The organism is Aliivibrio fischeri ATCC 7744 = JCM 18803 = DSM 507, assembly GCF_023983475.1.
GTDB classification, from domain to species: Bacteria; Pseudomonadota; Gammaproteobacteria; order Enterobacterales; family Vibrionaceae; genus Aliivibrio; species Aliivibrio fischeri.
In genome coordinates this window covers 2,340,713-2,367,245 of record NZ_CP092712.1, presented here as the reverse complement: position 1 = coordinate 2,367,245, position 26,533 = coordinate 2,340,713, and the positions used below count along the sequence as shown (strand labels likewise).

22 protein-coding genes and 1 pseudogene are annotated in these 26,533 nt (G+C 38.7%); 18 read left to right on the top strand and 5 right to left on the bottom strand.

The genetic code is table 11. The features are described 5' to 3' along the window. Positions 1-159 precede the first annotated feature (159 nt). The 14 genes and pseudogenes from rlmD (at position 160) to rpoS (ending at position 15,326) form a co-directional block, all read left to right on the top strand. Positions 160-1,476, top strand: a complete 1,317-nt coding sequence (gene rlmD / locus AVFI_RS10895; RefSeq protein WP_054775661.1) for a 23S rRNA (uracil(1939)-C(5))-methyltransferase RlmD — start codon at positions 160-162, stop codon at positions 1,474-1,476. Between the two features lie 66 nt (positions 1,477-1,542). Further along, positions 1,543-3,780, top strand: coding sequence for a GTP diphosphokinase (relA, locus tag AVFI_RS10890; RefSeq protein WP_012533961.1), 2,238 nt, complete (start codon positions 1,543-1,545; stop codon positions 3,778-3,780). Between the two features lie 193 nt (positions 3,781-3,973). Continuing rightward, positions 3,974-5,107: a flagellin gene (locus AVFI_RS10885; RefSeq protein WP_005420704.1), complete on the top strand. Its 1,134-nt coding sequence runs from the start codon at positions 3,974-3,976 to the stop codon at positions 5,105-5,107. Positions 5,108-5,200: 93 nt separating this feature from the next. Continuing rightward, positions 5,201-6,027: pseudogene (gene mazG, locus AVFI_RS10880) on the top strand (nucleoside triphosphate pyrophosphohydrolase). A gap of 131 nt (positions 6,028-6,158) precedes the next feature. Next, positions 6,159-7,799, top strand: coding sequence for a CTP synthase (locus tag AVFI_RS10875; RefSeq protein WP_005420701.1), 1,641 nt, complete (start codon positions 6,159-6,161; stop codon positions 7,797-7,799). Positions 7,800-7,877: 78 nt separating this feature from the next. Then, positions 7,878-9,176 carry a phosphopyruvate hydratase gene (eno, locus tag AVFI_RS10870; protein WP_005420700.1) on the top strand — a complete coding sequence of 433 codons (1,299 nt, stop codon included), beginning with the start codon at positions 7,878-7,880 and terminating at the stop codon, positions 9,174-9,176. Between the two features lie 172 nt (positions 9,177-9,348). Next, positions 9,349-9,633, top strand: a complete 285-nt coding sequence (ftsB, locus tag AVFI_RS10865) for a cell division protein FtsB (protein ID WP_005420699.1) — start codon at positions 9,349-9,351, stop codon at positions 9,631-9,633. A 3-nt stretch (positions 9,634-9,636) separates the two neighbouring features. Continuing rightward, positions 9,637-10,353 (top strand): 2-C-methyl-D-erythritol 4-phosphate cytidylyltransferase, encoded by a 717-nt coding sequence (gene ispD, locus AVFI_RS10860; protein ID WP_155662619.1) that lies wholly within the window; start codon positions 9,637-9,639, stop codon positions 10,351-10,353. Next, entirely contained in the window at positions 10,353-10,829 is a 477-nt protein-coding gene (gene ispF / locus AVFI_RS10855) for a 2-C-methyl-D-erythritol 2,4-cyclodiphosphate synthase (protein WP_012534026.1), read from the top strand. The genes ispD and ispF overlap by 1 nt, the downstream gene beginning before the upstream one ends. Before the next feature lie 11 nt (positions 10,830-10,840). Continuing rightward, the gene (gene truD, locus AVFI_RS10850) at positions 10,841-11,896 is read left to right on the top strand and encodes a tRNA pseudouridine(13) synthase TruD (protein ID WP_054775662.1); all 1,056 of its coding nucleotides are present in this window, start codon (positions 10,841-10,843) and stop codon (positions 11,894-11,896) included. Between the two features lie 7 nt (positions 11,897-11,903). Further along, positions 11,904-12,677, top strand: a complete 774-nt coding sequence (surE, locus tag AVFI_RS10845; protein ID WP_081301018.1) for a 5'/3'-nucleotidase SurE — start codon at positions 11,904-11,906, stop codon at positions 12,675-12,677. Next, entirely contained in the window at positions 12,677-13,303 is a 627-nt protein-coding gene (locus tag AVFI_RS10840; RefSeq protein ID WP_017019051.1) for a protein-L-isoaspartate(D-aspartate) O-methyltransferase, read from the top strand. Before surE ends, AVFI_RS10840 begins: the two co-directional genes overlap by 1 nt. Positions 13,304-13,316: 13 nt before the next feature. Next, on the top strand, positions 13,317-14,306 hold the full coding sequence (locus tag AVFI_RS10835; protein ID WP_188863576.1) for a peptidoglycan DD-metalloendopeptidase family protein: 990 nt from the start codon (positions 13,317-13,319) through the stop codon (positions 14,304-14,306). Between the two features lie 54 nt (positions 14,307-14,360). Further along, positions 14,361-15,326 carry an RNA polymerase sigma factor RpoS gene (gene rpoS / locus AVFI_RS10830; RefSeq protein WP_188863575.1) on the top strand — a complete coding sequence of 322 codons (966 nt, stop codon included), beginning with the start codon at positions 14,361-14,363 and terminating at the stop codon, positions 15,324-15,326. A gap of 139 nt (positions 15,327-15,465) precedes the next feature. On the opposite strand, the gene AVFI_RS10825 is transcribed toward rpoS, so the two are convergent. Beyond that, complete coding sequence (locus tag AVFI_RS10825) at positions 15,466-16,029, bottom strand: DUF2301 domain-containing membrane protein (protein WP_054775663.1); 564 nt, start codon at positions 16,027-16,029, stop codon at positions 15,466-15,468. A 387-nt stretch (positions 16,030-16,416) separates the two neighbouring features. On the opposite strand from AVFI_RS10825, the gene AVFI_RS10820 reads away from it, so the two are divergent. Then, a complete protein-coding gene (locus AVFI_RS10820) occupies positions 16,417-17,631 on the top strand; it encodes a NupC/NupG family nucleoside CNT transporter (RefSeq protein ID WP_005420686.1) in 1,215 nt (404 codons plus the stop codon). A 72-nt stretch (positions 17,632-17,703) separates the two neighbouring features. Here AVFI_RS10820 and AVFI_RS10815 read toward each other — a convergent pair whose 3' ends face one another. From AVFI_RS10815 to AVFI_RS10805, 3 genes are all read right to left on the bottom strand, one after another. Next, positions 17,704-19,032 carry an anaerobic C4-dicarboxylate transporter gene (locus AVFI_RS10815; RefSeq protein WP_012533838.1) on the bottom strand — a complete coding sequence of 443 codons (1,329 nt, stop codon included), beginning with the start codon at positions 19,030-19,032 and terminating at the stop codon, positions 17,704-17,706. A gap of 264 nt (positions 19,033-19,296) precedes the next feature. Continuing rightward, complete coding sequence (gene metA / locus AVFI_RS10810) at positions 19,297-20,238, bottom strand: homoserine O-acetyltransferase MetA (RefSeq protein WP_005420682.1); 942 nt, start codon at positions 20,236-20,238, stop codon at positions 19,297-19,299. 122 nt (positions 20,239-20,360) lie between these two features. Further along, the gene (locus AVFI_RS10805) at positions 20,361-22,007 is read right to left on the bottom strand and encodes an FAD-dependent oxidoreductase (protein ID WP_155662617.1); all 1,647 of its coding nucleotides are present in this window, start codon (positions 22,005-22,007) and stop codon (positions 20,361-20,363) included. Between the two features lie 190 nt (positions 22,008-22,197). On the opposite strand from AVFI_RS10805, the gene AVFI_RS10800 reads away from it, so the two are divergent. The 3 genes from AVFI_RS10800 (at position 22,198) to cadC (ending at position 25,195) form a co-directional block, all read left to right on the top strand. Then, positions 22,198-22,611, top strand: a complete 414-nt coding sequence (locus AVFI_RS10800) for a YeeE/YedE family protein (RefSeq protein WP_065597563.1) — start codon at positions 22,198-22,200, stop codon at positions 22,609-22,611. A 10-nt stretch (positions 22,612-22,621) separates the two neighbouring features. Then, positions 22,622-23,047: a YeeE/YedE family protein gene (locus AVFI_RS10795; protein ID WP_188863574.1), complete on the top strand. Its 426-nt coding sequence runs from the start codon at positions 22,622-22,624 to the stop codon at positions 23,045-23,047. 522 nt (positions 23,048-23,569) lie between these two features. Beyond that, entirely contained in the window at positions 23,570-25,195 is a 1,626-nt protein-coding gene (gene cadC, locus AVFI_RS10790) for a lysine decarboxylation/transport transcriptional activator CadC (protein WP_017019045.1), read from the top strand. A 71-nt stretch (positions 25,196-25,266) separates the two neighbouring features. On the opposite strand, the gene AVFI_RS10785 is transcribed toward cadC, so the two are convergent. Then, positions 25,267-26,495, bottom strand: a protein-coding gene (locus AVFI_RS10785; protein WP_408580437.1) for an IS3 family transposase whose coding sequence is annotated in 2 segments (ribosomal slippage) — positions 25,267-26,132 and positions 26,132-26,495 — 1,230 coding nt in all. Because the reading frame shifts where the segments join, the coding sequence is not laid out codon by codon here. Between the last annotated feature and the right edge of the window lie 38 nt (positions 26,496-26,533).

The following is a 26,533-nucleotide window of genomic DNA, read 5'->3' as shown; positions in this document are numbered from 1 at the left end:
ATTCGATTCGTTTAACTTCCTTGAGGGCGTAGCTTAATCAACTTAGAGGCTAAGCTCAATTATTCTCTGTCGAAAGCGCAAGATAGAACGTAAATCAAGACTGCATCTTCATATGGTTTCGGTATAATGGAGCTAATTTTTGTAAACCAGGCAGTAATAATGGCGCAATTCTTCAAACCGAAAAAGAAAGCTTCTGTAAACACAAAACATCTATCAGTTGATGTGGTTCGATTAGATCACAACGGAGCTGGAATTGCTTTTGTTGATAAGAAACCCGTGTTTATTGAGGGAGCATTGCCTGGTGAAAAAGCGATCATTCAGTTTATTGAGCAAAAGAAGCAATTTTCTCGTGCAAAACTGATCAAGTTAGCGCAGAAAAGTGAAAAGCGCCAAACACCGATTTGTCAGCATTATCATGAATGTGGTGGGTGTAATTTACAGCATCTACAACATGAAGAACAAATTGTAGCGAAAAATGAAAAGCTACAAGAACTGATGAAAAAGCAAGGTGTCTCACAATGTGAGATGGTTCAGCCTATTATGGGTGAGGAACTGAGTTACCGTCGTCGAGCTCGCATCAGTTTAATGCTCAATAAACAAACCAATCAGCTTGATTTTGGTTTTCGTAAAAAACAGAGTAAGGCAATTGTAAATGTTCGCCATTGCCCTGTTCTTGTTCAAGAATTAGATCAACATTTAGAGTCATTATTTACTTTATTAAATCAGTTAAAAGGTAAGAAAAACCTAGGTCATGTTGAGCTTGTACAAGCAGATAATGGCAGCGTTTTACTTATTCGCCATGTGGCAGATTTTAATGAGAAGGATCAGAAAGCGTTAGTTAATTATTGTGAAGAACGCAATTTAATCCTATACCTAATGCCTGAAGCGGATGTATTAAATCATGTTCGTGGAGAAGAACCATTTTATCTTATTGATGGCACCAAAATTTATTTTACGCCGAAAGATTTCATTCAAGTAAATCGTAACGTCAATGAACAAATGGTAGAGCAAGCTTTATCTTGGTTAGATTTAAATGAAAACGACAGCGTATTGGATCTATTTTGTGGGTTAGGAAACTTTAGTTTGCCATTAGCTAAAAAAGTAAAAACAGTAGTGGGGATTGAAGGGGTTGATGACATGGTTCAACGTGCAAAATTGAACGCCGAAAGAAATCATCTTTCTAATGTGTCGTTTTATCAAGCTAACTTAGAAGAAGAGGCTAGCGATCAAGTGTGGGCTAGCACAAAGTTTACAAAAATTTTACTGGATCCTGCCAGAGCAGGGGCTGCAGGTGTGATGGAAACTGTGGCAAAATTAAAGCCTCAAACCGTGGTTTATGTTTCGTGCAACCCAGCAACACTTGCGCGCGATAGCCAATTACTTATTCAACACGGTTTCAAGCTTACTAGGCTAGGTATGCTTGATATGTTCCCTCATACAGGGCATTTGGAATCTATGGCATTGTTTGAACGTTAACTCATTCTTGAGTTCGTTAGGCGGGATCAAAAGAATTACAGATTAGAGAATTAATAGGAAACGGACATGGTCGCAGTTCGCGGAGCACATCTAAAGGAAAATGAAACGTTCGAGTTAGCTGAATGGATAGACAGCCTCGAACAAGATAAACCCACTTCAAAAAAACTGACAGAAGTTTACCTGCATTGTCAGGAATTAGTGGCGTCCCATGAAAATGGCCAGCTATTGTTATGGCGTGGCCGAGAGATGATTGAAATTTTAATCACTCTGAGTATGGATAAAGCCACCTTGGTTGCTGCACAACTTTTCCCATTGGTGTCGAGTGGTCTTCTAGATAAAGAAATCCTCACAGAGCATTACAGTAAAGAAATTGAAAAACTCATTGAGGGCGTCGAAGAGATGGACTCAATTGGACAATTAAATGCAACCGTAGGGCCTGAGTCAGCATCAAACCAAGTCGATAATATTCGCCGTATGCTACTGGCTATGGTGGATGATTTTCGTTGTGTGATCATTAAACTAGCTGAACGTATTTGTAATCTACGTGAAGTGAAAAATGAACCAGATGAAGTGCGTCGTGCTGCTGCGAAAGAGTGTAATAATATTTATGCTCCGCTTGCCAACCGTCTAGGTATTGGTCAATTAAAGTGGGAAATTGAGGATTACTCTTTCCGCTATCAACAACCGGATACCTATAAAAAAATCGCGAAACAACTTTCAGAACGAAGAATTGTTCGTGAGCAATACATCCATGATTTTGTCACTGATTTAAGTGATGAGATGAAAGTATGTAATATCAATGCTGAAGTAAGCGGTAGACCTAAACACATCTACAGTATTTGGCGAAAAATGCAGAAGAAAAGCTTGGCCTTTGATGAGCTTTTTGATGTTCGAGCGGTTCGAATTATTGCTGATAAACTGCAAGATTGTTATGCGGCTTTGGGGGTTGTTCATACCAAATTTAAGCACCTACCAAGTGAGTTTGATGACTATGTAGCAAACCCAAAACCCAATGGTTATCAATCTATTCATACTGTTGTTCTTGGTCCTGAAGGTAAAACCATAGAAATTCAGATCCGTACTAAGGACATGCATGAAGACTCAGAGTTAGGGGTTGCTGCTCACTGGAAATACAAAGAAGGTCCGGGTAGTAACAGCCGTAGTGGTTATGATGAAAAAATCACATGGTTACGTAAGTTACTTGATTGGCAAGAAGAGATGTCTGATTCGGGCGAAATGCTGGATGAACTTCGTAGCCAAGTATTTGATGATCGTGTTTATGCCTTTACGCCTCGCGGTGATGTGGTCGATTTACCTATGGGAGCAACACCACTCGACTTTGCCTATCATATTCACTCAGAAGTAGGACATCGTTGTATTGGTGCTAAGGTTGGTGGACGCATTGTTCCTTTCACGCATCAATTATCAATGGGTGATCAAGTTGAAATTATCACTCAAAAAGAACCAAATCCATCACGTGATTGGTTAAATCCAACATTGGGTTTTGTTAACTCGAGCCGTGCTCGCGCTAAGATTAATGCGTGGTTTAGAAAGCAAAGTCGTGAGAAAAACCTAGACGCAGGTAAAGAGATCCTTGAAGTTGAATTAGCTAAAATTGGTGGAACATTGAAAGATGCTGAGCGTTATGCTCTTAAGCGTTTCAATGTAAATTCAACCGATGAACTTTTTGCTGGGATTGGTAGTGGTGATCTTCGTATTAACCAGATCGTAAATCACATCAATGCGCTAGTAAATAAACCAACGGCAGAGCAAGAAGATCAAAAGGCGCTTGAGCAACTTCAAGAATCAGAAGCAAAAGCGCAAGCTCAGGCACAAGCACAGAGCAAACAACGTAAAGATGCAGTTGTTGTTGAAGGGGTTGATAACTTAATGACGCATTTAGCGCGTTGTTGTCAGCCAATTCCGGGTGACCCAATTGCAGGGTATATTACACAAGGCCGTGGTATTTCAGTTCACCGCAGTGACTGTGATCAGCTAAACGAGCTTCGTCATCATGCTTCAGAACGTATTATTGATACGGTATGGGGAAGTGGTTTTGTTGGCTCTTATATCCTGACTTTACGTATTACAGCAATGGATCGAACTGGGCTGTTAAAGGATCTAACGACTCTGTTTGCTAATGAAAAAGTTAAAGTGTCAGGCATGAAGAGCCGCAATGATTACAAGAAGCAGTTAACGATCATGGACTTTGATCTTGAGGTTTTTAATGCCGATATTGTCGGTCGATTGATTACACGAGTTGAACAAGTTAAAGATGTAATGGAAGCCATTCGCTTGTCATAACCGCCATAGATAAAATAAATTAACTGTTTTATCAATAAGATAGATTAAAGCCGGATATTTTTTAAAATATTCGGCTTTTTTATTGAAAAAAAATCTCAAGTTCTGAAATTGTAGGCCGTAAATATGTGTATCAACGATGAATTATAGGCTTCAACCCTATAACAATAAATGAAGCCTGACCGGAGCAAATACAATGGCAATTTCAGTAAATACAAATATCTCGGCAATGACAGCACAACGTTATATGAACAATGCAACTGCTGCCCAAACTGATTCAATGGAAAAATTGTCTTCAGGTTCGAAAATTAACAGTGCTGCTGATGATGCTTCTGGTCTACAAATTTCAAACCGTATGACTGCGCAAAGTCGTGGTCTAAACGTGGCAGTACGAAATGCACATGAAGGTATGTCTATTACGCAAACTGCTGAAGGTGCAATGAAGGAAACAACTAACGTTCTTCAACGCCTACGTGACTTATCTCTTCAATCTGCGAACGGTTCAAACACTGATGCTGATCGTGCTGCAATGCAAGAAGAAGCAAGTTCATTAACTGATGAATTAAACCGTATTGCTGAAACAACATCTTTTGCGGGTACACGCTTAATTAACGGCGAATTTGGTACTAAATCATTCCAAATTGGTGCAGATTCAGGTGAAGCCGTTGCAGTAACACTTAATAGCATGCGTGCTGATGAAGCGACAATGGGCGGTAAATCTTACTTTGCTGAAGAAGGTCGTGACATTAACTGGAAAGTTGGTGCAGAGAATACGCAATTCAATGTGTCTTACAATGATAAGAATGGTAACGCTCAAGAAATCAATATCACAGCAAAAACAGGTGATGATATTGAAGAGTTAGCGACTTACATTAACGGTCAAACAAATGAGCTAAGCGCATCTGTTACTGAAGATGGTGTACTTCAAGTATTCATGTCAGGTGAGACGATCTCTTCTCCATTAGAATTTAGCGGTTCATTAGCTAATGAACTAAAAATGGGTGGCGAATCTGATGATACAGTAGCATCAATGGATTTAACTACTGTTGGCGGTGCACAGCGTTCAATTGACGTTATCGATGCAGCTCTAGAATACGTAGATAGCAACCGTGCTTCATTAGGTGCAATTCAAAACCGTTTTGATAGTGCAATTAAAAACTTAACGAACATCAACGAAAATATCTCTGACTCTAATAGCCAGATTAAAGATACGGATTTCGCTAAAGAAACAACAAACTTAACTAAGAGTCAGATCTTAAGCCAATCAAGCTCATCTATTTTGGCACAAGCAAAGCAAGCGCCAAATGCAGCAGTAAGTCTATTAGGCTAATTGACTAAAAAATAAAATTCATCGTGATTAAGAAAGCTGTGACTATAATGGTCACAGCTTTTTTTGTTTTTATACCAATCACAGGGAATAAATATGACCACCCCAAATAATATTGAACAGTTACTCTCTATCATGGCTCAACTAAGAGACGAAAAGAAAGGGTGCCCTTGGGATAAAAAACAAACCTTTGATTCTATTGTTCCACACACCATAGAAGAAACATACGAAGTGGTGGATGCGATTCATAAAAAGGACTGGAGCAATTTAAAAGAAGAGTTGGGAGATCTACTGTTTCAAGTGGTTTTCTACGCGCAAATCGCTAAAGAAGAGCAATTGTTCGATTTTAATGACGTACTAGAAACTTTAAATGAAAAATTGGTTCGCCGTCATCCACATGTTTTTGGCGAAGATAATTTTTCATCTGATGCTGAAATTGCAGCCAATTGGGATAAAGTAAAACAACAAGAACGTTTAGATAAAGAGAAAAACAATCAACAAACACCAGTTCAAGAAAGCATCTTAGATACAATTCCAACGGCTTTACCAAGCTTACTAAGAGCAAATAAAATACAAAAGCAGTGCGCCAAAGTCGGCTTTGATTGGGATGAGTTACAACCTGTTGCAAATAAAGTAAATGAAGAAGTGGCAGAAGTGCTAGAAGAGGTCTATAAAGTACCCAGAAATGAAGAAAAAGTAGAAGAAGAATTAGGCGATCTACTTTTTGCTACGGTAAATCTAGTGCGTCATTTAGAAAAAAATCCAGAGCAAGCTTTAAGCAAAGCAAAGCAAATAACAAATTTGAGCGTCGTTTTCGTCAAATTGAAGCGAACGTCGCCAAAAAAGGTAAAAAAATAGAGCAATGTGATTTGAATGAGCTAGATTCTGAGTGGGAAAAAATTAAGCGAAGTGAGCGGAATTGATTTGGAGCAAAAAATAAATCAATTAACTGTGATACTTTTCACGTTGTGGCGATAAAGCGGTTCTGGTATATTCACTTCCCGTCCAGATGAAATCCATTTTTATTCCTCATTACACCAATTTCAGGTAACGTATGACGACGAATTACATTTTTGTAACTGGCGGGGTTGTATCCTCACTAGGTAAAGGTATTGCAGCAGCATCATTAGCAGCTATTCTTGAAGCTCGTGGCTTAAAAGTCACTATGATGAAGCTTGACCCATACATCAACGTTGATCCAGGCACAATGAGCCCTACTCAACACGGTGAAGTATTCGTCACGGAAGACGGCGCAGAAACAGATCTAGACTTAGGTCACTACGAGCGCTTCATCCGCACCAAAATGACTAAGCGTAACAACTTTACTGCTGGTCGAGTATACGCAGATGTTCTACGTAAAGAACGTCGCGGCGATTACTTAGGTGCTACTATCCAAGTTATCCCTCACATTACTAATGCGATTAAAGAACGTGTTATCTCTGGCGCTGAAGGCCACGATATCGCAATCGTAGAAGTTGGTGGTACAGTTGGTGATATTGAATCTCTACCGTTCATGGAAGCGATTCGTCAACTAGCAGTAGAATTAGGCCGTGAGCGTGCAATGTTCATGCACCTAACACTAGTACCTTACCTAGGTGCTGCTGGTGAGCTAAAAACTAAACCAACTCAACACTCAGTAAAAGAACTGCTTTCTATCGGTATCCAACCTGATATCTTAGTTTGTCGTTCTGACCGTGTTATTCCAGCAAACGAACGTAAGAAAATTGCTCTTTTCTGTAACGTACAAGAAAAAGCAGTTATCTCAATGAAAGACGTAGATTCAATCTACAAGATCCCACAACTTATTAAAGCACAAGGTACTGATGATTTAGTATGTCAACGCTTTGGTATTACAGCTCCTGAAGCTGATCTTTCTGAGTGGGAACAAGTAATTTATGAAGAAGCTAACCCAACTGGTGATGTTGTTATCGGTATGGTTGGTAAATACATTGAATTACCAGACGCTTACAAGTCAGTAAATGAAGCATTAAAACATGCGGGCTTGAAAAACCGTCTAAACGTCACTATTAAGTATGTAGATTCACAAGATGTAGAATCTAAAGGTACTGAAATCCTTGAAGGCCTAGACGCAATTCTAGTTCCAGGTGGTTTCGGTGACCGCGGTGTTGAAGGTAAGATCCTTGCTGCACAATACGCTCGTGAAAATAAAGTACCATATTTAGGAATTTGTCTAGGTATGCAAGTTGCGTTAATTGAATATGCGCGTAACGTTGCTAATATGGAAGGGGCGCACTCTTCTGAATTCTCTAAAGACACGAAATTCCCTGTTGTTGGTCTTATCACTGAGTGGATTGACAGCGAAGGCAATGTTGAAGAGCGTACTGAGAAATCAGATCTTGGCGGTACAATGCGTCTTGGTTCTCAACTATGTCATCTTGCTAAAGGTTCAAAAGCTCGTGAGCTTTACGGTAATGCAACAGTTGAAGAGCGTCACCGTCACCGTTATGAAGTAAACAACAACTTACTTCCTCAGCTAGAAAAAGCAGGCCTTAAGGTTTCTGGTTTATCTGCTGATAAGAAGCTGGTGGAAATTATCGAAATCCCTAACCACCCATGGTTTGTGGCTGCGCAATTCCACCCAGAATTCACATCAACACCTCGTGATGGTCACCCATTATTTGAAGGTTTTGTTAAAGCTGCAGGCGAAAGCGTGCGCGGTGAATTAGAAAAGTAATAGGATTTACGAGTAGCTGTCCAATGTTGGACGGCTATTTTTAGCTTTTAAATTAAAGAAAAGTAAAGAGGAAACACAATGTCTAAGATCGTTAAAGTTCTAGGTCGTGAAATCATCGATTCTCGTGGTAACCCAACAGTTGAAGCTGAAGTTCACCTAGAAAGTGGTTTTGTAGGTATGGCTGCTGCTCCATCTGGCGCATCTACAGGTTCTCGTGAAGCTCTTGAGCTACGTGATGGCGACAAAGCACGTTTCCTAGGTAAAGGTGTTCTTAAAGCTGTTGCAGCTGTAAATGGTCCAATCGCTGAAGCTCTAATCGGCAAAGATGCGAAAAACCAAGCTGAAATCGATCAAATCATGATCGACCTAGACGGTACAGACAACAAAGCAAACTTCGGTGCTAACGCAATCCTTGCTGTTTCTCTAGCAAATGCTAAAGCTGCTGCAGCTGCTAAATCTATGCCTCTATACGCTCACATTGCTGAACTAAACGGCACTCCAGGCGTATTCTCTATGCCTCTACCAATGATGAACATCATCAACGGTGGTGAGCACGCTGATAACAACGTTGACATCCAAGAGTTCATGATCCAACCAGTTGGTGCTAAAACTCTTAAAGAAGGTCTACGTATCGGTGCTGAAGTATTCCACAACCTAGCTAAAGTACTTAAGTCTAAAGGCTACAGCACTGCAGTTGGTGACGAAGGTGGTTTCGCTCCTAACCTTAAGTCTAACGCTGAAGCTCTAGAAGTTATCGCAGAAGCTGTTGCAGCTGCTGGTTACGAACTAGGTAAAGACGTTACTCTTGCTATGGACTGTGCAGCATCTGAGTTCTTCGACAAAGAAGCTGGCATCTACAACATGAAGGGCGAAGGTAAAACTTTCACTTCTGAAGAGTTCAACCACTACCTAGCTGAGCTAGCTAACCAATTCCCAATCGTTTCTATCGAAGATGGTCTAGACGAGTCTGATTGGGCTGGCTTCAAGCACCAAACTGAACTACTAGGTGACAAACTTCAACTAGTAGGTGACGATCTATTCGTTACAAACACTAAGATTCTTGCTGAAGGTATCGAGAAAGGCGTAGCTAACTCTATCCTTATCAAGTTCAACCAAATCGGTTCTCTAACTGAGACTCTAGCTGCAATTAAGATGGCTAAAGACGCAGGTTACACAGCTGTAATCTCTCACCGTTCTGGCGAAACTGAAGATGCAACTATTGCTGATCTAGCAGTAGGTACAGCTGCAGGTCAAATCAAAACTGGTTCTATGAGCCGTTCTGACCGTGTTGCTAAGTACAACCAACTAATCCGTATCGAAGAAGCTCTAGGTGAAAAAGCACCTTTCAACGGTCTTAAAGAAGTTAAAGGTCAATAATCTCAATTTTTGAGAATTTGATTTTTAGTTCTTAATCGTTCGATTAGAATTTCGATATAAAACCGTCTCATTTGAGGCGGTTTTTTTTATTTCTGTCAGACAGCTAGTGAAGTTCTAATGCTGGATTGATATAGTTAGCCTTCTTTTATCATTTCTTATTTTCGGAGCAATTATGCGTACATTTGCCATTTTCTTATTGATCGCTTTAGGGTGGTTGCAATACACCTTATGGTTTGGAAAAAATGGAATGTCCGATTATGCGCAAGTATCAAATGACGTTGCTTTGCAAGAAGAAGTCAATCAGGGTTTACGTAACCGTAATGAACAAATGTTTGCTGAGATTGATGACTTGAAAAAAGGCTCTGAAGCCATTGAAGAAAGAGCTCGTCATGAATTGGGAATGATAAAAAAAGGCGAAACATTCTATCGAATTATTGATGAAAACAGTGAGGGGTAATTAATGGCTCTTACTACACCATTGTCGATTACTGCAATTGTTCCTGCCGCAGGGGTAGGAAGCCGAATGAAAGCCGACCGCCCTAAACAGTATTTATTATTAAATGGAAAAACCGTTTTAGAACATACAATCGAACAGTTATTAGCTTTCCCTTTAGTTAATAAAGTCGTTGTTGCGATTACTGACGGTGATCCTTATTTCCCAGAATTAACTCTTGTTCATGATAACCGAGTGATTCGAGTTTCTGGCGGTAAAGAGCGTGCGGATTCGGTGTTGTCTGGTTTATCGTACGTTCAAGAGCATCAATTAAGTGAGTGGGTTATGGTTCATGATGCCGCTCGCCCTTGTATTCGCCATTCTGACATTGATAAATTAATTGCAGAAGTGATCCCCGAACACATTGGTGGCATATTAGCATCACCAGTGCGAGATACGATGAAACATGCTACTCAAGCACAATGCATTGAGACAACGATTGATCGTAGTGTGCTGTGGCATGCGTTAACACCACAACTATTCACAACAGAATTATTGTACTCAGCCCTGCAAACAGGATTAGATAAAAATTTATCTATTACTGATGAATCTTCAGCTATTGAGTTAATGGGATATCAACCTAAACTGGTTCAAGGTCGTGCCGATAACTTAAAAATCACCCAACCAGAAGATCTCGATTTGGCTGAGTTTTATCTTCAAAAAATGAAAAAGGAAACCAAATAATGAGAATTGGACATGGATTTGATGTACATAAATTTGGCGGTGAAGGCCCAGTCATTATTGGTGGAGTAAGCGTTCCTTATGAGCAAGGCCTAATTGCTCATTCTGATGGTGATGTCGCTTTGCATGCGTTATGTGATGCGCTACTTGGTGCTATAGCTGAAGGTGATATTGGTCGCCATTTTCCAGATACAGATGATAAGTGGAAAGGGGCGGATAGCCGAGCTTTACTTCGAGATGTATATCGCCGTGTAAAAGAGAAAGGCTTTGTATTGGGAAATGCGGATGTCACTATCATTGCTCAGGCTCCTAAAATGGCTCCTCATATTCAAGCGATGTGTAATGCAATCGCAGAAGATTTAGAAACAGAGCTAGATAACGTTAATGTAAAAGCCACAACCTCTGAGCGTTTGGGTTTTACCGGTAGAAAAGAAGGCATTGCTTGTGAAGCAGTAGTGCTGTTAGTTAAAGCATCTTAAGAGATAGATTTATGTCAGACATCATGTCTAATTTTTCGTGGTTATACGGAAAGCCAGTAGCAACAGGTAAATTAAAACAACTTCCTGAGCACTTTATTGTAAAAGAGATCTTAGGTTTTGAGTTCACAGGTAGCGGTGAACACTTAATGGTTAAAATCCGTAAAACGGGTGAAAATACCAAATATGTTGCTAATGAATTGGCAAAATTCTGTGGTGTTAAATCTAAAAATGTTAGTTGGGCTGGGTTGAAAGATCGCCATGCCGTGACTGAGCAATGGCTAAGTGTTCAAGTTGCTAACAGCGATGAATTAAACTTTGCTAAATTTGAAGCTACACATCCTGGTGTTGAGATCTTAGAAGTTACTCGCCATAACAAAAAGTTACGTCCTGGTGATTTACAAGGTAATCAGTTTCAAGTTATCGCAACGGAAGTCACCGATATTGAAGATGTGTTAGCGCGTCTAGAAAAAGTAAAACTGACTGGTGTTCCTAATTACTTTGGTTCACAACGTTTTGGACATGAAGGTAATAACGTTAACGAAGCTCGTCGTTGGGGACGAGATAATGTTCGTACTCGTGATAACAGCAAGCGTAGCTTTTATTTATCAGCAGCTCGTTCTTGGATTTTTAACCACATTGTTTCTCAAAGAATAACAGAGGGTTACTTCTCTCAACCTGTTGATGGTGATATTCTACTTGATCGCAATGACCGTATCGTAAATGAGAATGTGACGTCTGAAGAGAGTATTCAAAAAATTCAAAATGGCGAATTATCTATCACGGCAGCATTAGCTGGAGATAATCAATTACCAACGACAGGCACAGCTCTTACATTAGAACAATCTCATTTAGATGCTGAACCGGATTTAATGGCGCTAATTCGTGGTAACCGTATGCGTCATGAACGTCGTGCCATTGAACTGCATCCTGAAAACCTAACATGGTCAGCTGAAGGCGATACGTTAACGCTAAACTTCTCATTAACTTCAGGCAGTTTTGCTACGGTAATCGTACGTGAATTGCTACAAGAAATTGAAGTTGAGCGTACTTATAGCTCAAACGATTAATATTAATATGGAGACAAGAGTGAAGAAGTTACGCATTTTGCTTAGTAACGATGATGGTGTATTTGCTGAAGGGATAAATACGTTAGCTCGTGTATTAGCTGACATTGCCGATATTACGATAGTAGCTCCTGATCGTAATCGTTCTGGTGCATCAAATTCTTTAACTCTTGAATCCCCATTACGTGTTCGTCAAATTGATGAACACATTCATTCAGTGCAAGGGACACCAACAGATTGTGTTCACTTTGCATTGAATGAATTAATGAAAGATAACTTGCCTGATTTGATTATTGCAGGTATCAATCATGGAGCAAACTTAGGTGATGATACTTTGTACTCAGGTACCGTCGCGGCTGCTACTGAAGGGCACTTTTTAGGTTTGCCCGCTATTGCTATCTCTTTGGTTGGACGCGATCATTTTGATACGGCAGCTCAAGTAGCATTAAAAATAGTTAATAACCATTTAGTTTCCCCATTAACCACTCAAAAAGTATTGAATGTGAATGTGCCAGATTGCGAATACGAGCAATTAACGGGCTGGGAAGTGACACGATTAGGTGCAAGGCATCATGCAGAGAGCATGATTAAAGATACTGATCCTCGTGGTGAGACCATCTATTGGTTAGGCCCTCCAGGCAAAAAACAAGATGCAGGTGAGGGAACGGACTTCTTTGCTGTAAAGCAGCACCGAGTATCAATAACACCATTACAAGTCGATTTAACTGCTCATGATTCATTAGGTATGATTACTGATTGGTTATCATTAGAGAGTTCTAAATAATGCTTAATTCGCGTTCTGAATTATTAGATCAATTTTTGCGCCAACAAGGCATTAGAAACGAAGCTATTTTAGCGGCTATTCGTGAGTTACCAAGAGAGCGTTTTATTCCAGAAGCTTTATCACATCAAGCTTATCAAAATAACGCACTTCCTATTGGTGAAGGTCAAACGATCTCACAGCCTTATATCGTAGCGAAAATGACTGAATTATTAGAGTTAACACCTACATCAAATGTACTCGAGGTGGGAACTGGCTCTGGTTATCAAACGGCTGTATTAGCTAAATTAGTTGAGCATGTTAACTCTATTGAGCGTATAAAATCGTTACAATGGAATGCGAAACGATTGTTGAAACAATTGGATATATATAATGTCTCAACAAAGCATGGTGATGGTTGGAAGGGATGGGAATCAAAAGGTCCATTTGATGCCATCATTGTAACTGCAGCTGCAGAATCTATTCCTAATGACTTGTTATTTCAATTAAAAGATAATGGACATTTAGTTATCCCTGTAGGGGAAGAGTCGCAGCAGTTATTACGAATTACTCGTCAGGGAGAGGAATTTTTCTCTGAAGTGATTGAAGAGGTTCGTTTTGTGCCTTTAGTTGCAGGTGAATTAGCATAATATAATGAGAAAAATGATTATCAACCTTATTTCTATACGCTTATGGTTAATGGCAGCTGTTGTTAGCTTGTTTCTTTCTGGTTGTTCTATGGGACCACATCGTCCTGCACCAGTGTCGAGTGTTAATAGCTCTAGTTCTGCATATAACGGAGCAGAGCGAGGTAGTTATCGCGGCAGTTATTACACCGTAGAGAAAGGTGATACTCTTTATTTCATTTCTTATGTTACAAATAAAGACGTAAAAGAGCTCATTGCATACAACGAGCTTAAAGCGCCTTATATGATTCATCCTGGCCAAAAAATAAAATTGTGGGGGCCTAAATATATTGCTCCTGCCTATGGCAGTGACGGACATTCAGTCACACCATCTAATTCGTCTTCAAGCTCGACGGCGACAGCGGTTGCCGTTGTTCCTGTCGCAACAAATAAGCCTGCTCCTAAGCCAAAACCAACCACAACGAGTGCTAAAAAAATATCAACTGTACAAAAAGAAAGCACAAAAAAGGTTGAAAACAGCAAACCTAAGGAGTATGTTAATTCCAACAAAACGATAACATCTTCAAAACCTAAACCGGTTGCTAAGCCAAAACCAGCTCCTAAACCGAAGCCGAAACCAGTACAACAAAAAACGGAAAAGGTGGACTCTTGGTTATGGCCAACAAAAGGTCGGATCATCGCTAAATTCTCTACAGGAGACCAAGGAAACAAAGGGATCGATATTGCAGGCCAACGTGGTCAAGATATCATCTCAACAGCAAAAGGAACTGTGGTCTATGCTGGTAATGCATTAAGAGGGTACGGTAACTTAATTATCATTAAACATAACGATGATTACTTAAGTGCTTATGCTCATAACGAAGCATTATTTGTGAAAGAAGGCCAAAACGTCACAGCGGGACAAAAAATCGCGTCGATGGGAAGCTCTAGTACGAGCAGTGTACGTTTGCATTTTGAGATCCGCTTTAGAGGGAAATCGGTAAATCCACAGAGGTATTTACCATAAAAGGATGACATAGCTGAGTTGTAATGTCTTGCTGGCTCGCCATGGGGAGGCGCTATGAGTAAAAGCAATGCAGTAACTAAAGAAGTTGAAGAGTTCGATTTAGACACAATTAATGATGCTGAATTAACCAGTATTGAAGAAGAGTCTGAACGTCTTGAAGTAAGCAGTTCACAGAAAGTTATGGATACAACGCAACTGTATCTTGGTGAAATTGGCTTTTCTCCACTACTAACAGCAGAAGAAGAAGTTTATTTTAGTCGCTTAGCCTTAAAAGGTGATGAAGCCGCTCGAGCTCGAATGATTGAGAGTAACCTTCGATTGGTCGTGAAGATCGCTCGTCGTTATAATCATCGTGGTCTTGCTTTATTGGATTTGGTGGAAGAGGGAAATCTTGGCCTAATTCGAGCTGTTGAAAAGTTTGATCCAGAAAGAGGCTTCCGATTCTCTACTTACGCCACATGGTGGATACGTCAAACCATTGAACGTGCCATTATGAACCAAACGCGTACCATCCGTTTACCTATTCATGTTGTAAAAGAGCTTAACGTTTATTTGCGTGCAGCACGTGAACTTTCTCAAAAGCTTGATCATGAACCAACACCAGAAGAAATAGCTGAAAAGCTCGATAAGCCAGTAAGTGATGTTAGTCGAATGCTGCGTTTAAATGAGCGTGTCGCTTCAGTCGATTCAATGGTGGCTGGTGAATCAGATAAAGCGTTATTAGATATCCTTCCTGATACTAAAAATAGTGACCCAGAGTCAGAAACACAAAAGGATGATATTAATACGTCATTGGTGGGTTGGTTAGGGCAATTAAACCCTAAACAAAAAGAAGTTGTTGCTCGCCGTTTCGGTTTACTTGGTTATGAAGCTGCAACATTAGAGCAAGTAGGCGTTGAGATTGGTTTAACTCGCGAACGCGTAAGACAGATCCAAGTAGAAGGTCTACGTCGTTTAAGAGAAATCATGACGAACCAAGGCTTGAATATGGAAACACTATTTGCCGTAGAAGAATACTAACTCACTTTTTAAATATACGTTTTAGTTAGTAAGAGAGCCCTAAGGTAACTTAGGGCTTTTTATTGCTACAAATCTTTGATGTATAAGTTGAGATAAGCGTAATTAGTCGCTATATAGTAAATCGACAGCGAGTGTAAGGTTAAATCTGGTAATTCGCTTTATTGCCGATATCAAAATGAAGGGGCATTCTCCATTTTTGAATAGCAAGAAAAATGAAGATAATTCCAGATAGAAATAAGCAAATAATAGCGATTAACCATACTTCGATAGCCAACATTAAAATGGATATACACAATAGAAAAGGGATGGCTTTTAGACCAATAACCTTAAAACAAAAGGATTCTTTAAGAGCAATGCCTGAGAAGCAAGCACAGAGAAACCCAATAGGAAGCCAAATCAATTGTTCACTATCAATCGTGATGAGTAAAACTAAGCCTATCCACGCAGCCCAAGTAATAATCAGCCTTACTGTTTTATCATAAACATGAAGATTAGCCGCACTCATCGCAGATGATACTGCGATTAAAGTTAATGAAAAATCCATTAAGTGAACGTTTTCTATAATGATTAATCCAATATCATCAGCTATCGCAAGACTAAAAAGGATAAGTGCGATACCAAAAAGGGTAATCCCTGTACGATATGTCACCACACTTAGCTTATCTAGCGCATCCAGTTTTTCGATATGATCAATACTCGCCATAATATTTCCTTTATCTTATTGTATTAATTTAGTTGATTATGTGTATTTTTGGATACTGTAGAGAAAAATAATTTATTTGTTTGTAGTAAATAGATGCTTCTGTTTTTTCAAATAAGTAAAATTTGGTGATTTATGTCACATATTTCGTGATTTTAAATCATCTATATGTATACTCCTTCTCCCAATACAAGCCGTCACAGGGATACAGTGAATGACCCCAAGGACTAGGACCAGCTACTGTTAAACAGCTTGTAAAGGGTAAACAATGAATATCTTTATTTCTATTATAACTTCCTCTTGGTGTAGTCATTCTTCACCGATCTCGTCATCTACGATGGCGGCTCCTTTTGTTTCTTCATTTTATTCTAAAATCTCATAGGCATAATTATGAATATTTTATTTAGCCTATTAGGCATGTGCGCACTGATTTTTTGTGCTTGGGTATTTTCAGAGAAGCGTTCAGCAATTAACTGGAAATTAGTATTTAAAGCCTTTTTATTACAACTCTCTTTTGCTGCTTTAGTATTGTATTTTCCTTTGGGGCAAAAAGCGTTAGCGGGATTAAGTAGTGGTGTTTCTAGCTTACTTGGTTTTGCGGATGAAGGGATAGCATTCCTCTTTGGTGATCTTGCTTCTTCTGGTTTTATTTTTGCTATTCGCGTCCTTCCTATTATTATCTTCTTCAGTGCTCTAATCTCCGCTCTATATTATCTAGGTATTATGCAAAAAGTGATTTCTGTTCTTGGTGGCGGAATTCAAAAATTCTTAGGTACCAGTAAAGTAGAATCTCTCGTTGCAACAGGTAACATCTTCCTTTCTCAAGGTGAATCTCCTCTTCTTATTCGCCCATTCTTAGCTCAAATGACTCGTTCTGAACTGTTCGCTGTAATGGCGGGTGGTATGGCATCGGTTGCCGGTAGTGTACTGGGTGGTTATGCTGGTTTAGGTGTGGAACTTAAATATCTGATTGCTGCAAGTTTTATGGCTGCTCCTGGTAGCTTATTAATGGCTAAGATTTTAATTCCTGAGCAAGAAACGCCTGTTGACCAACATGATGTAACCATTGATAAAAGTGAGCAAAGCAACGTAATTGATGCTCTTGCAAGTGGTGCAATGAATGGTATGAAGATTGCGGTTGCTGTAGGTACGATGTTGATTGCCTTTGTGAGTGTTATTGCAATGCTTAACAGTGGATTAGAAATGGTTGCTGAGTGGTTTGGTTTTGCTGGTATTACACTGCAAACCGTATTTGGTTACTTATTTGCTCCAATCGCATGGGTTATTGGTATTCCAAAAGCTGAAATGGTAATGGCTGGTTCTTACATTGGTCAAAAAGTGGTTCTTAATGAATTCGTTGCATTTATCGACTTTGTTCAGCATAAAGATCAGTTATCAGCATACAGCCAAGTAATTATTACTTTTGCACTGTGTGGTTTTGCAAACATCAGTTCAATCGCTGTGCAATTAGGCTCTATTGGTGTGATGGCTCCAGAACGTCGTGCTGACGTTGCAAACATGGGCTTTAAAGCAGTATTAGCGGGTACATTAGCTAACTTAATGAGTGCATGTTTAGCTGGTTTATTCTTTAGCTTAGCAATGTAAAACATCGTTTATTGAAAATAAAAGCCCATGCAATGGTATTTGCATGGGCTTTTTTTGTATTGATTAGTGGAATTAACCAATCACAATTTGGCCTAAGACATAGCCAAGAATACAGGCTGAAACCACGCCGATTAAACCGACTGACATGAATGAGTGGTTAAAGTAGTACTTACCAATTTTAGTTGTACCCGAGCTATCAAAGTTTACGGTTGCAATATCTGATGGGTAGTTAGGAATAAAGAAGTATCCATATACTGCTGGCATTAAACCAATAACCAGTGCAGGCTCTAAACCCAGAGCTAAACCAACGGGTAGCATCATACGAGCTGTTGCCGCTTGTGAGTTAACCACAACAGATACAATAAATAGTGATAAAGCGAACGTCCAAGGGTGAAGCGTTACCATATCTACAATACCGGCTCTAAATTGAGGCATGGCATATTGGAAATAGGTATCTGACATCCATGCGATACCAAAAATAGCAATTGCCGCCACCATTCCTGATTTAAACACAACGCCATTTGGAACATCACGAGGATCGGTTTTCGTTGCAAGTAAAATCACACCACCAAAAGCCAACATCATCATTTGAATTACAACAGACATTTTGATTGGTGCGCCGCCATCAGTAATGGTGCGTACTTCTGGCCACATAGCAATAATAACGATAGAAACGATGGCACCTAAGAAGATCAGAACGGCATTACGAGCAGTTGTTGGTAGCTCTTCATCAAGAGATGTTGATGTTGTATTTAGGATTTTTTCACGCCAAACCGGATCTTGTAAACGTGCTTGATACTCTTCATCATCCTCTAACTCTTTACCACGACGTAAGCTATAAAGAGACAGCATTAAAGTACCGAATAACGTTGCAGGTACAGTAACCATTAAAATCGACATTAATGTAATAGAGGCATCAATATCAACCAGTTGAGCTAGGTAATACACAACTGCGGCAGATAATGGTGAAGCAGTGATTGCGATTTGAGACGCAACAGATGCGGCAGCCATAGGACGCTCAGGACGAATACCATTTTTTAATGCTACATCACCAATGATAGGCATGATTGAATAAACAGCGTGACCTGTACCTAGTAAGAACGTCATTGCATAAGTTACAAATGGAGCGATGATGGTGACGCGTTTTGGATTCTTTCTTAAAATCCGCTCAGCAACTTGCAGCATATACTTTAAACCACCAGCGGCTTCTAATATTGAAGCACAGGTAACAACTGCCAAGATGATCAGCATTACTGTAACGGGCGGAGAAGTCGGTGGCATTTTGAAGATAAATACTTCAATCACCAAACCAATACCAGATACAACCCCTAATCCGATCCCTCCGTATCGAGAACCGATGTAGAGAACGAGTAATAAAAAGAGAAATTCAAAATACAACATACAACCACCTGCGTTAACGCAATTATAATTAAAATCAACTAAGGCTATTAATACCTTACATTTCATAGGGTTTTATTGAGCTTGTTCTCATTTAGATTGTTGTTGATTTTATAAATAGATGCAGGGTTGATCTGAATTAAACCAAAGCTCATTTTTTATCAAAAAAGGACAAAATGTGCTCTATTTATCAGATTGTAGTGGTGGTTTTGTGCTTGTGGCGGGTATGTATGAAGAATAATACCCGCTAATTAAAATGAGTTAAGGTTACTCATCTCTTGTGAAGTTTTGCTCAGAGAAATGTTCAAGATCATACGGTGTCTGTTGGTAAACACAGTAGTTAAGCCAATTAGAAAAGAGCAGGTGTCCGTGACTACGCCATGTCGCTTTTGGTGTAATATCAGGGTTGTCATCAGGGTAGTAATTAACAGGAATCGTTGGTTCCATTCCTTCTCCTAAGTCACGAACGTATTCATTGTGTAATGTGAATGAATCATATTCTGGATGACCAGTGACAAATACATTTCGCTTATCTTTGGTGGCCGCTAAATACACACCAGCTTCTTTGGAAGTAGCAAGAATATCCAAATCAGTATGTGACTTTAAATAATCAGCAGAGAAATCAGCGTAGCGAGAATGAGGTGCTAAAAATTGATCATCAAAACCGCGTAGAATAGGGTGGTGTTGGTCAAGGTTAGTATGTTTATAAACGCCTGAAAGTTTCTCTTTACGTGTACGCTTTGGTAAATCATAAAGTAGCTTTAAACCAGCTTGTGCTGCCCAGCATACATACAAGCTAGAAGTGACGTGATCTTTTGCCCATGTCATGATGGTTTGTAGATGATCCCAATAAATAACATCTTCAAACTGCACCAATCCTAGTGGTGCTCCTGTTATGATCAGGCCATCAAAGTTACGATCTTTAATGCCTTCAAATTGACGATAAAAAGTATCTAAATGCTCGGTTGGTGTATTTTTGCTAGTGCGATTATCAATACGTAATAGCTCTACATCCACTTGTAATGGGCTATTAGATAGTAAGCGTAAAAATTGAGTTTCTGTCTCAATCTTTTTTGGCATTAAATTTAAAATAATGACTTTAAGAGGTCGAATCGCTTGTGTGGTAGCACGAGATTCCTGCATGAAAAAGATATTCTCTTCACGTAATACTTCAGTTGCAGGGAGTTGGTCAGGTATTTTGATCGGCACAACTTATCCTTAAGTTTTGGGTTTCTATACGTCTATACTTCTAAACTTACCTCATAATTGTCAGAGTGTCGAGTGTATAAAGGACGCTGATTACGTCCTTTATTAGAGATTAAAGCGATTAATTAGGCATTAGCAAAAGAATAAGTACGATAACCACCAATTAGATTCCGAGCTTTAAATCCATTATTTACAAGCTGACGATAGGCGACATTCCCACGTAGTCCAACTTGGCAATAAATGATGATCTCTTTGTCTTTAGGTAGTTCATTCAATCGCTGGCGAAGTTGATCTACTGGAATATTCATTGCTCCTTTAATATAACCAACATTGATTAACTCAGCAGGATTTCTTACATCAAGTAAGATTTGATTTTCATTAAGATGCTCCACTTCATCAAAATGAATCGCTTTGGTATCTCCTTTAATAAGGTTATTTGCTACAAAAGCGGCTTGGTTTATTACATCTTTCGCACTGCCAAATGGTGGAGCATAAGTGAGTTCTAAATGCTCAAGTTGATCAACTGTCATTCCTGCTCGTTGAGCAACAGCCATAACATCAATTCGTTTATCTATGCCATCTTTACCAACGGCTTGGGCACCTAAAATCTTTCTCGTTTCTGGCGAAAACAACAGTTTAAATGAAACGATTTCAGCGCCAGGATAGTAGCTTGCGTGGCTTGCTGTATGGACAAATACTTTTTCGTAGCTAATGCCCTCGTGTTTTAACGTTTTTTCATTTTTACCTGTAGAAGCAATAGCTAAATCGAATACTTTGCAAATAGCGGTGCCTTGAGTGCCTTGGTAACTCTCATTTCGACCGAGCATATTATCAGCGGCCATACGGCCTTGACGGTTTGCTGGGCCAGCAAGTGGAACTAAAGTTTGGTTACCAGTAACAAAATCTTTTTCTTCAATGGCATCACCAACGGCATAGATAAATGGGTCGCTGGTTTGTAGTTGATCATTAGTATAAATACCACCTAATTCGCCAAGCTGTAATCCAGCCTCATTTGCTAGTTTGGTTTCAGGCTTAACACCAATAGCCATGATTAATAGATTGGTGTCTAGAACTTCACCTGTACTCAAAGAAAGTGTTAATCCAGTTTCAGTTTCAATGACTTCTTGAAGTGCTGATCCTAATCGAAGATCTATGCCTTTATCTTTGATTTCTTTATGAACAAAGCCTGCCATTTCACGATCAACTGGAGTCATTACTTGATCTGCTAGCTCTAATAGTGTTGTTTTGATACCGAGTTGATGGAAAGCTTCCATCATTTCTAATCCAATAAAACCGCCACCAACAACCGTTGCATGTTGTGGTTTATTGTCTCTAATTGAGGCGATAATACGATCCATATCAGGGACATTACGTAGAGAAAATGTCAGTGAGTTATTAATACCTGGGATAGGGGGAACAATGGGACCTGCACCTGGACTTAATAAAAGAAAATCATAATTTTCTTGGTACTCAGTATTATCGACTAAGTTTTTAATTGTAATTGTTTTTTCACCACGGTTAATGCTTATTACTTCGTTCATTACACGCACATCAACATTAAAACGAGCTAAAAAACTATCAGGAGTTTGTAGTAGTAAATTATCGCGATCTTTGATGTCACCCCCAATATGATATGGCAATCCACAGTTAGCAAAAGAAACAAAAGGCCCACGCTCTAGCATGATAATTTGTGCATCTTCACTTAAACGACGTGCTCTTGCTGCTGCAGAAGCACCACCAGCAACGCCACCAATAATTACAATTTTGGTCATTCCGATTTCCCTCATAATGAAAAAATCAGAGCAATTTATGCTCAATTGTTTTTTACTATAGTTATTTAAATTAGCTTTGTCTAATATTTGTTTTGTTAAATTTTAATTTGCTAAATAAGTATTGACTAATTTAATTGGTGACCGTAATCTAAAATATATGTTTAAAAAACAATCTAACAGGTATTGATAAATGACGATTCCATGGTTCTCTTTGTTTGGCGGTATGCTTTTAGGTGTCTCTGCTACGCTACTTCTTTTGTTAAATGGAAAAATTGCAGGGATAAGTGGTGTATTAACAGGGTTAATGACACCGAAAAAAAAGGACTATGCTTGGCGATGGTTGTTTGTTCTAGGTATGATTTCAGGTGGTGCAGCAGGTGTTTATTTCTTTGGCGCACATGTTCCTACGGAATATACAACAAACACACCACTGTTGATTATTGCTGGTTTACTGGTTGGTATTGGTACTCGCCTAGGTAATGGTTGTACTAGTGGGCATGGAATTTGTGGGATTGGACGATTGTCTGTTCGTTCAATTGTCGCTACTTGTGTATTTATGCTAGTGGCTGGAATAACTGTTTTTATCCGATTACACGTTCTTTAAGGGAGTGATCATGAATAATCTTATGTTTCGAATTATTGCTTTACTCTCTGGTGGATTGTTTGGTCTTGGAATGACAACATCGGGAATGGCTGATCCTGAAAAAGTGGTTGGATTTTTGGATGTTTCAGGAGCATGGGATCCGAGTTTAATGTTTGTGATGGGAGGGGCGTTGTTGGTATTTATGCCTGCTTACTTCTTATTTATTAAATCAAAAACAAAGCCATTGAATGCGGAAGAGTTTTGTTTATCTACCAATAAGCACATTGATAATAAATTGATTTCAGGTGCTGCTATTTTTGGTATTGGCTGGGGGCTTGCTGGAATCTGTCCTGGGCCAGTAGTTTCAAGTATCGCTTTAGGAAATAATGATGTATTTGTATTCTTATTTGCCATGATGTTTGGATTAGCAATGACCAATGCTTTAGTGAAAAAATAAACATTTATTCGTTTTCTTAGAGGCTAACCAAGTGGTTGGCCTTTTTTATTTCTATCTTGTTGATACGCGTATATTGATATTATTTGATAAAGATATTAATAGTATTTTAGTTTTTTTATATCAATATTATTTTTGTTGATTTAAAAGTAATAGGTTGAGATTTATTGATCTATTTATACTCTATTTATGTTGTATTCATATAATGCGTTAAATATTAATGATAAGAACAGAGCTGTTCATTTATTTTTGTTGATGGTTAATGGAATTATTAGGCTATTTTTAATGCGTTCCATATTAGTCTGTTATCTTTATATTCATATGGTTATGTAATTTTTCTATTCGTTGAACAGTGGTTGGATCCTAAGATTCCATTTTTGAAATAGGAATATCATATAAATGAGAAGAAGGGTTATCTATAATCCCAACTTCTTTAAAAGGAGAGCTTGAAAATAAGATAAACCTTATTATTTTTGAGGCCTTTCTTCTTTTACATTTATATCAATTCATACAAATGAGTATCTTATGGTCGGGATCTGTTTTCAAATTAATGACTGGACTCTAGTTATTGAGGAAAATAAGTTATATCGCCAAGATAGGGAAGTGTCGGTTGAACCACGTTTAATTAATTTACTTCGCTTTTTAGCGCAGCATTCAGGCGAAGTCTTTTGTCGAGATGAGTTAATTAAACATGTATGGGATGGTGCGTTTGTTACCGATCAAGTGGTAACACAATCAATATTTGAACTGCGAAAAGTATTGCGTGATGGTCGTTTAGATAACACTCGTTATTTAGTTACGGTACCAAAACGTGGGTATAAGTTGGTTGCAGAAACTAAGCAAATAAGATTAGAAGATACGCCTTATTGGAAACCTTGCGATACATTTACCTCAACAGAAGCTGATGAAAATCAGAATCATAATGTTGAATTGAACACTGCAGAACAAGAAAAAGAACAAGATGAGACAGCACAACTCTCTTTTCCTGCTGGTCCATTAACACGTGCTGTAACTAATATTTCGAATCAAGTATCAAACGAAAAGAAAAAACAGGGTGAGAGTTTTAGCTTTTTACATCGTTGGAAGCTATTAGCGTTTGATTTTTTTCTCGTTGGCGTATTAATTGCGGTTATTTTTTCAGTTACTTATCAGCAAACAACCACTCATATAACCAAGGCTGTAGATACTGATTTAATTGAGTTTACCTATCACGCAAGCCGTAACTCGAATAATGAAACAGAATATTTGGCTGATGGTATTAGTCAAAAATTGATGGCAGATTTAGCAAGTGTTGGTCACTACCGAGTCCAGTTAAATAAAACCGCATTTACTACTGGCATTTTGCCCGGAAAAGCAGTGAATGTTCGAGTAGAAGAACAGCAAAATAAAACGTATTTAGATGTTGAGTATCGCAGTAATATTTCAAATCGAGTGCTGTTTAGTCGTCAATATTTAATGACCAATGCCAACTTAGCGCATGTGTTACGCCAATCATCTCAAGATTTAATGCGTACTTTAGGCGTTAAAGCATCCGAACAAGATATGAATAGGCTAATGCTTGGTTTACCAAAGGAGCATGGTCTATTAGAGATGTTGGTTCGAGCGAATCACTTTATTAATCAAACGGATCAAAAAAACTTTGAAAAAGGGATCGATCTGTTAGAGAACATTGCGTTAGCAGAACCGAATAATGATTATGTGCTTTCGGAGTTATACATTGCTTATAACGCCTATTCAGCGCTTAACCCTGAATTAGAATTAGATGAAAACACCGCTAAAATTGAAAAGCTAAGTCAGGATCTTCAAGCTAGATATGCCTTATCGGATGTCGGTGTGTTGCCTCCTCGTATTTATGAAGCATTAGCTATGATAGCGATTAAGCAAGATAACAAAGAGGATGCTAGAGCTTATCTTAACCTCGCGTTTAAGGATAGAGAGTCGGCATTCTCTTATATATTAGAAGGGAAACTTGCTGAGTTAGATGGCGATTTAGATCAAGCAGGGGAGTCATACAGTAAGGCTTTCTTTATGGATACGTCACTTGAAACTTATATGCTTGCTGAAAACCTTGCATTTTACAGTGACTTAGAAACTGTTGCTTATTTTATGTATCGTGCCGTTAACCCGAGTGAAGTTCGCTTGATGGGGTAATCGTGATTAACGATTTATGCAGTATATTGGTTGTCTCGTCCTAAAATACGTTGACGATTTTTAATTGAAAGCTAAGTGCGTACGCACTTGGCTTTTTTGTGTACTTGATTTGGTGTACTCATTCCCAAGCTTAAATGTGGCCGCATTTCATTATAAATAAAAATAGATTCTTCAACTAAATGCCTTAACTCCTCTAAATCTTTACAGTCATACAAAAGAAACTCTTGTTTAAGTATCCCATTTATTCGCTCTGCTAATGCATTTTGATAGCAATCATAACCATCCGTCATTGATGGCTTAATATCATTTTTATTCAATTTTTCCTGATAAACCTTTGAACAATACTGTAATCCTCGGTCTGAATGATGAATCGTACTCCTTTGATATTGACGGCTATCTATCGCCATATCAAGAGCTTTGACTACATCAGTAGCTTTCATTTCATCACTTAATTCATATCCCATTATCTTTCGACTATAAGCATCTGTTACTAAAGATAAATAATGAATACCTTTTTGTGATTGAACGTAAGTGATATCACTAACAAAAACCTCTTCAGATGCTTGAGGTGTTACTTCTTTAAGTAAATTAGGATGTTTTTTCATCCAATGCTTACTATAGGTAGTTTTTGTATAACTTCGTTTAGGTTTTACTAATAAGCACTCATTTCTTAAATAGGAAAAAAAGTTATCTCTGCCTAACTTTATGCCATGAGTGATGAATTTGGGCTTAAGTAAAAAATATAATTTTTTACCTCCAATACGAGGCATATATCGACGAATTTCTTGCACCATATTTTTAACCGGTGAAAGTTCAACGGCACGTTTCAGAGCTCTACGTTCTTGTTGGTATATACATTGTCTTGTAATGCCAAGTAGCTGACTAGCTCGCTCTAAGCTGATCATTTTCTGCTTTTGAAGACTTCTTGCTCCTTGGCAATATACTTTTTTCTAAGGCCTGCACCATGTTCTGCGTCCATGATATTCACTACTTCATTAAGTAATAAATTACGCATTCTTTCATCATCAAGCTCTCGCTCTAAACGTTTAATTTTTTGTGCAGGCGATTCTTTCGCTTTCGGGGATTTAGGCATAATAATCTTAGGTGATTGAGACCAGTCCATCTTACCGTGTTTTCTTAACCAAGTAAGTACGGTAGATCGACCTTGAATGCCATAAATGTTTTGAGCTTGCTTATAGGTCATATCGCCTTTTTCTATAGCGGCAACAAGCTGCAATTTAAAGCCTAATGAATAATCGCGTTGAGTTCGCTTATTCTTTGTTTTTTCTTGATTTGTCATATAAAAGTCCTAAATGTGTAAACACATTTCAGGACGAG

Coding starts and splice junctions, on each gene's coding strand:
- cadC (WP_017019045.1), top strand. CDS start 23,570: ATGGTCGGGATCTGTTTTCAAATTAATGACTGGACTCTAGTTATTGAG.
- AVFI_RS10885 (WP_005420704.1), top strand. CDS start 3,974: ATGGCAATTTCAGTAAATACAAATATCTCGGCAATGACAGCACAACGT.
- ispD (WP_155662619.1), top strand. CDS start 9,637: ATGGCTCTTACTACACCATTGTCGATTACTGCAATTGTTCCTGCCGCA.
- AVFI_RS10840 (WP_017019051.1), top strand. CDS start 12,677: ATGCTTAATTCGCGTTCTGAATTATTAGATCAATTTTTGCGCCAACAA.
- eno (WP_005420700.1), top strand. CDS start 7,878: ATGTCTAAGATCGTTAAAGTTCTAGGTCGTGAAATCATCGATTCTCGT.
- AVFI_RS10820 (WP_005420686.1), top strand. CDS start 16,417: ATGAATATTTTATTTAGCCTATTAGGCATGTGCGCACTGATTTTTTGT.
- truD (WP_054775662.1), top strand. CDS start 10,841: ATGTCAGACATCATGTCTAATTTTTCGTGGTTATACGGAAAGCCAGTA.
- AVFI_RS10825 (WP_054775663.1), bottom strand. CDS start 16,029: ATGGCGAGTATTGATCATATCGAAAAACTGGATGCGCTAGATAAGCTA.
- AVFI_RS10815 (WP_012533838.1), bottom strand. CDS start 19,032: ATGTTGTATTTTGAATTTCTCTTTTTATTACTCGTTCTCTACATCGGT.
- AVFI_RS10795 (WP_188863574.1), top strand. CDS start 22,622: ATGAATAATCTTATGTTTCGAATTATTGCTTTACTCTCTGGTGGATTG.
- AVFI_RS10835 (WP_188863576.1), top strand. CDS start 13,317: ATGATTATCAACCTTATTTCTATACGCTTATGGTTAATGGCAGCTGTT.
- relA (WP_012533961.1), top strand. CDS start 1,543: ATGGTCGCAGTTCGCGGAGCACATCTAAAGGAAAATGAAACGTTCGAG.
- rlmD (WP_054775661.1), top strand. CDS start 160: ATGGCGCAATTCTTCAAACCGAAAAAGAAAGCTTCTGTAAACACAAAA.
- ftsB (WP_005420699.1), top strand. CDS start 9,349: ATGCGTACATTTGCCATTTTCTTATTGATCGCTTTAGGGTGGTTGCAA.
- surE (WP_081301018.1), top strand. CDS start 11,904: ATGGAGACAAGAGTGAAGAAGTTACGCATTTTGCTTAGTAACGATGAT.
- ispF (WP_012534026.1), top strand. CDS start 10,353: ATGAGAATTGGACATGGATTTGATGTACATAAATTTGGCGGTGAAGGC.
- AVFI_RS10805 (WP_155662617.1), bottom strand. CDS start 22,007: ATGACCAAAATTGTAATTATTGGTGGCGTTGCTGGTGGTGCTTCTGCA.
- AVFI_RS10875 (WP_005420701.1), top strand. CDS start 6,159: ATGACGACGAATTACATTTTTGTAACTGGCGGGGTTGTATCCTCACTA.
- rpoS (WP_188863575.1), top strand. CDS start 14,361: ATGAGTAAAAGCAATGCAGTAACTAAAGAAGTTGAAGAGTTCGATTTA.
- AVFI_RS10800 (WP_065597563.1), top strand. CDS start 22,198: ATGACGATTCCATGGTTCTCTTTGTTTGGCGGTATGCTTTTAGGTGTC.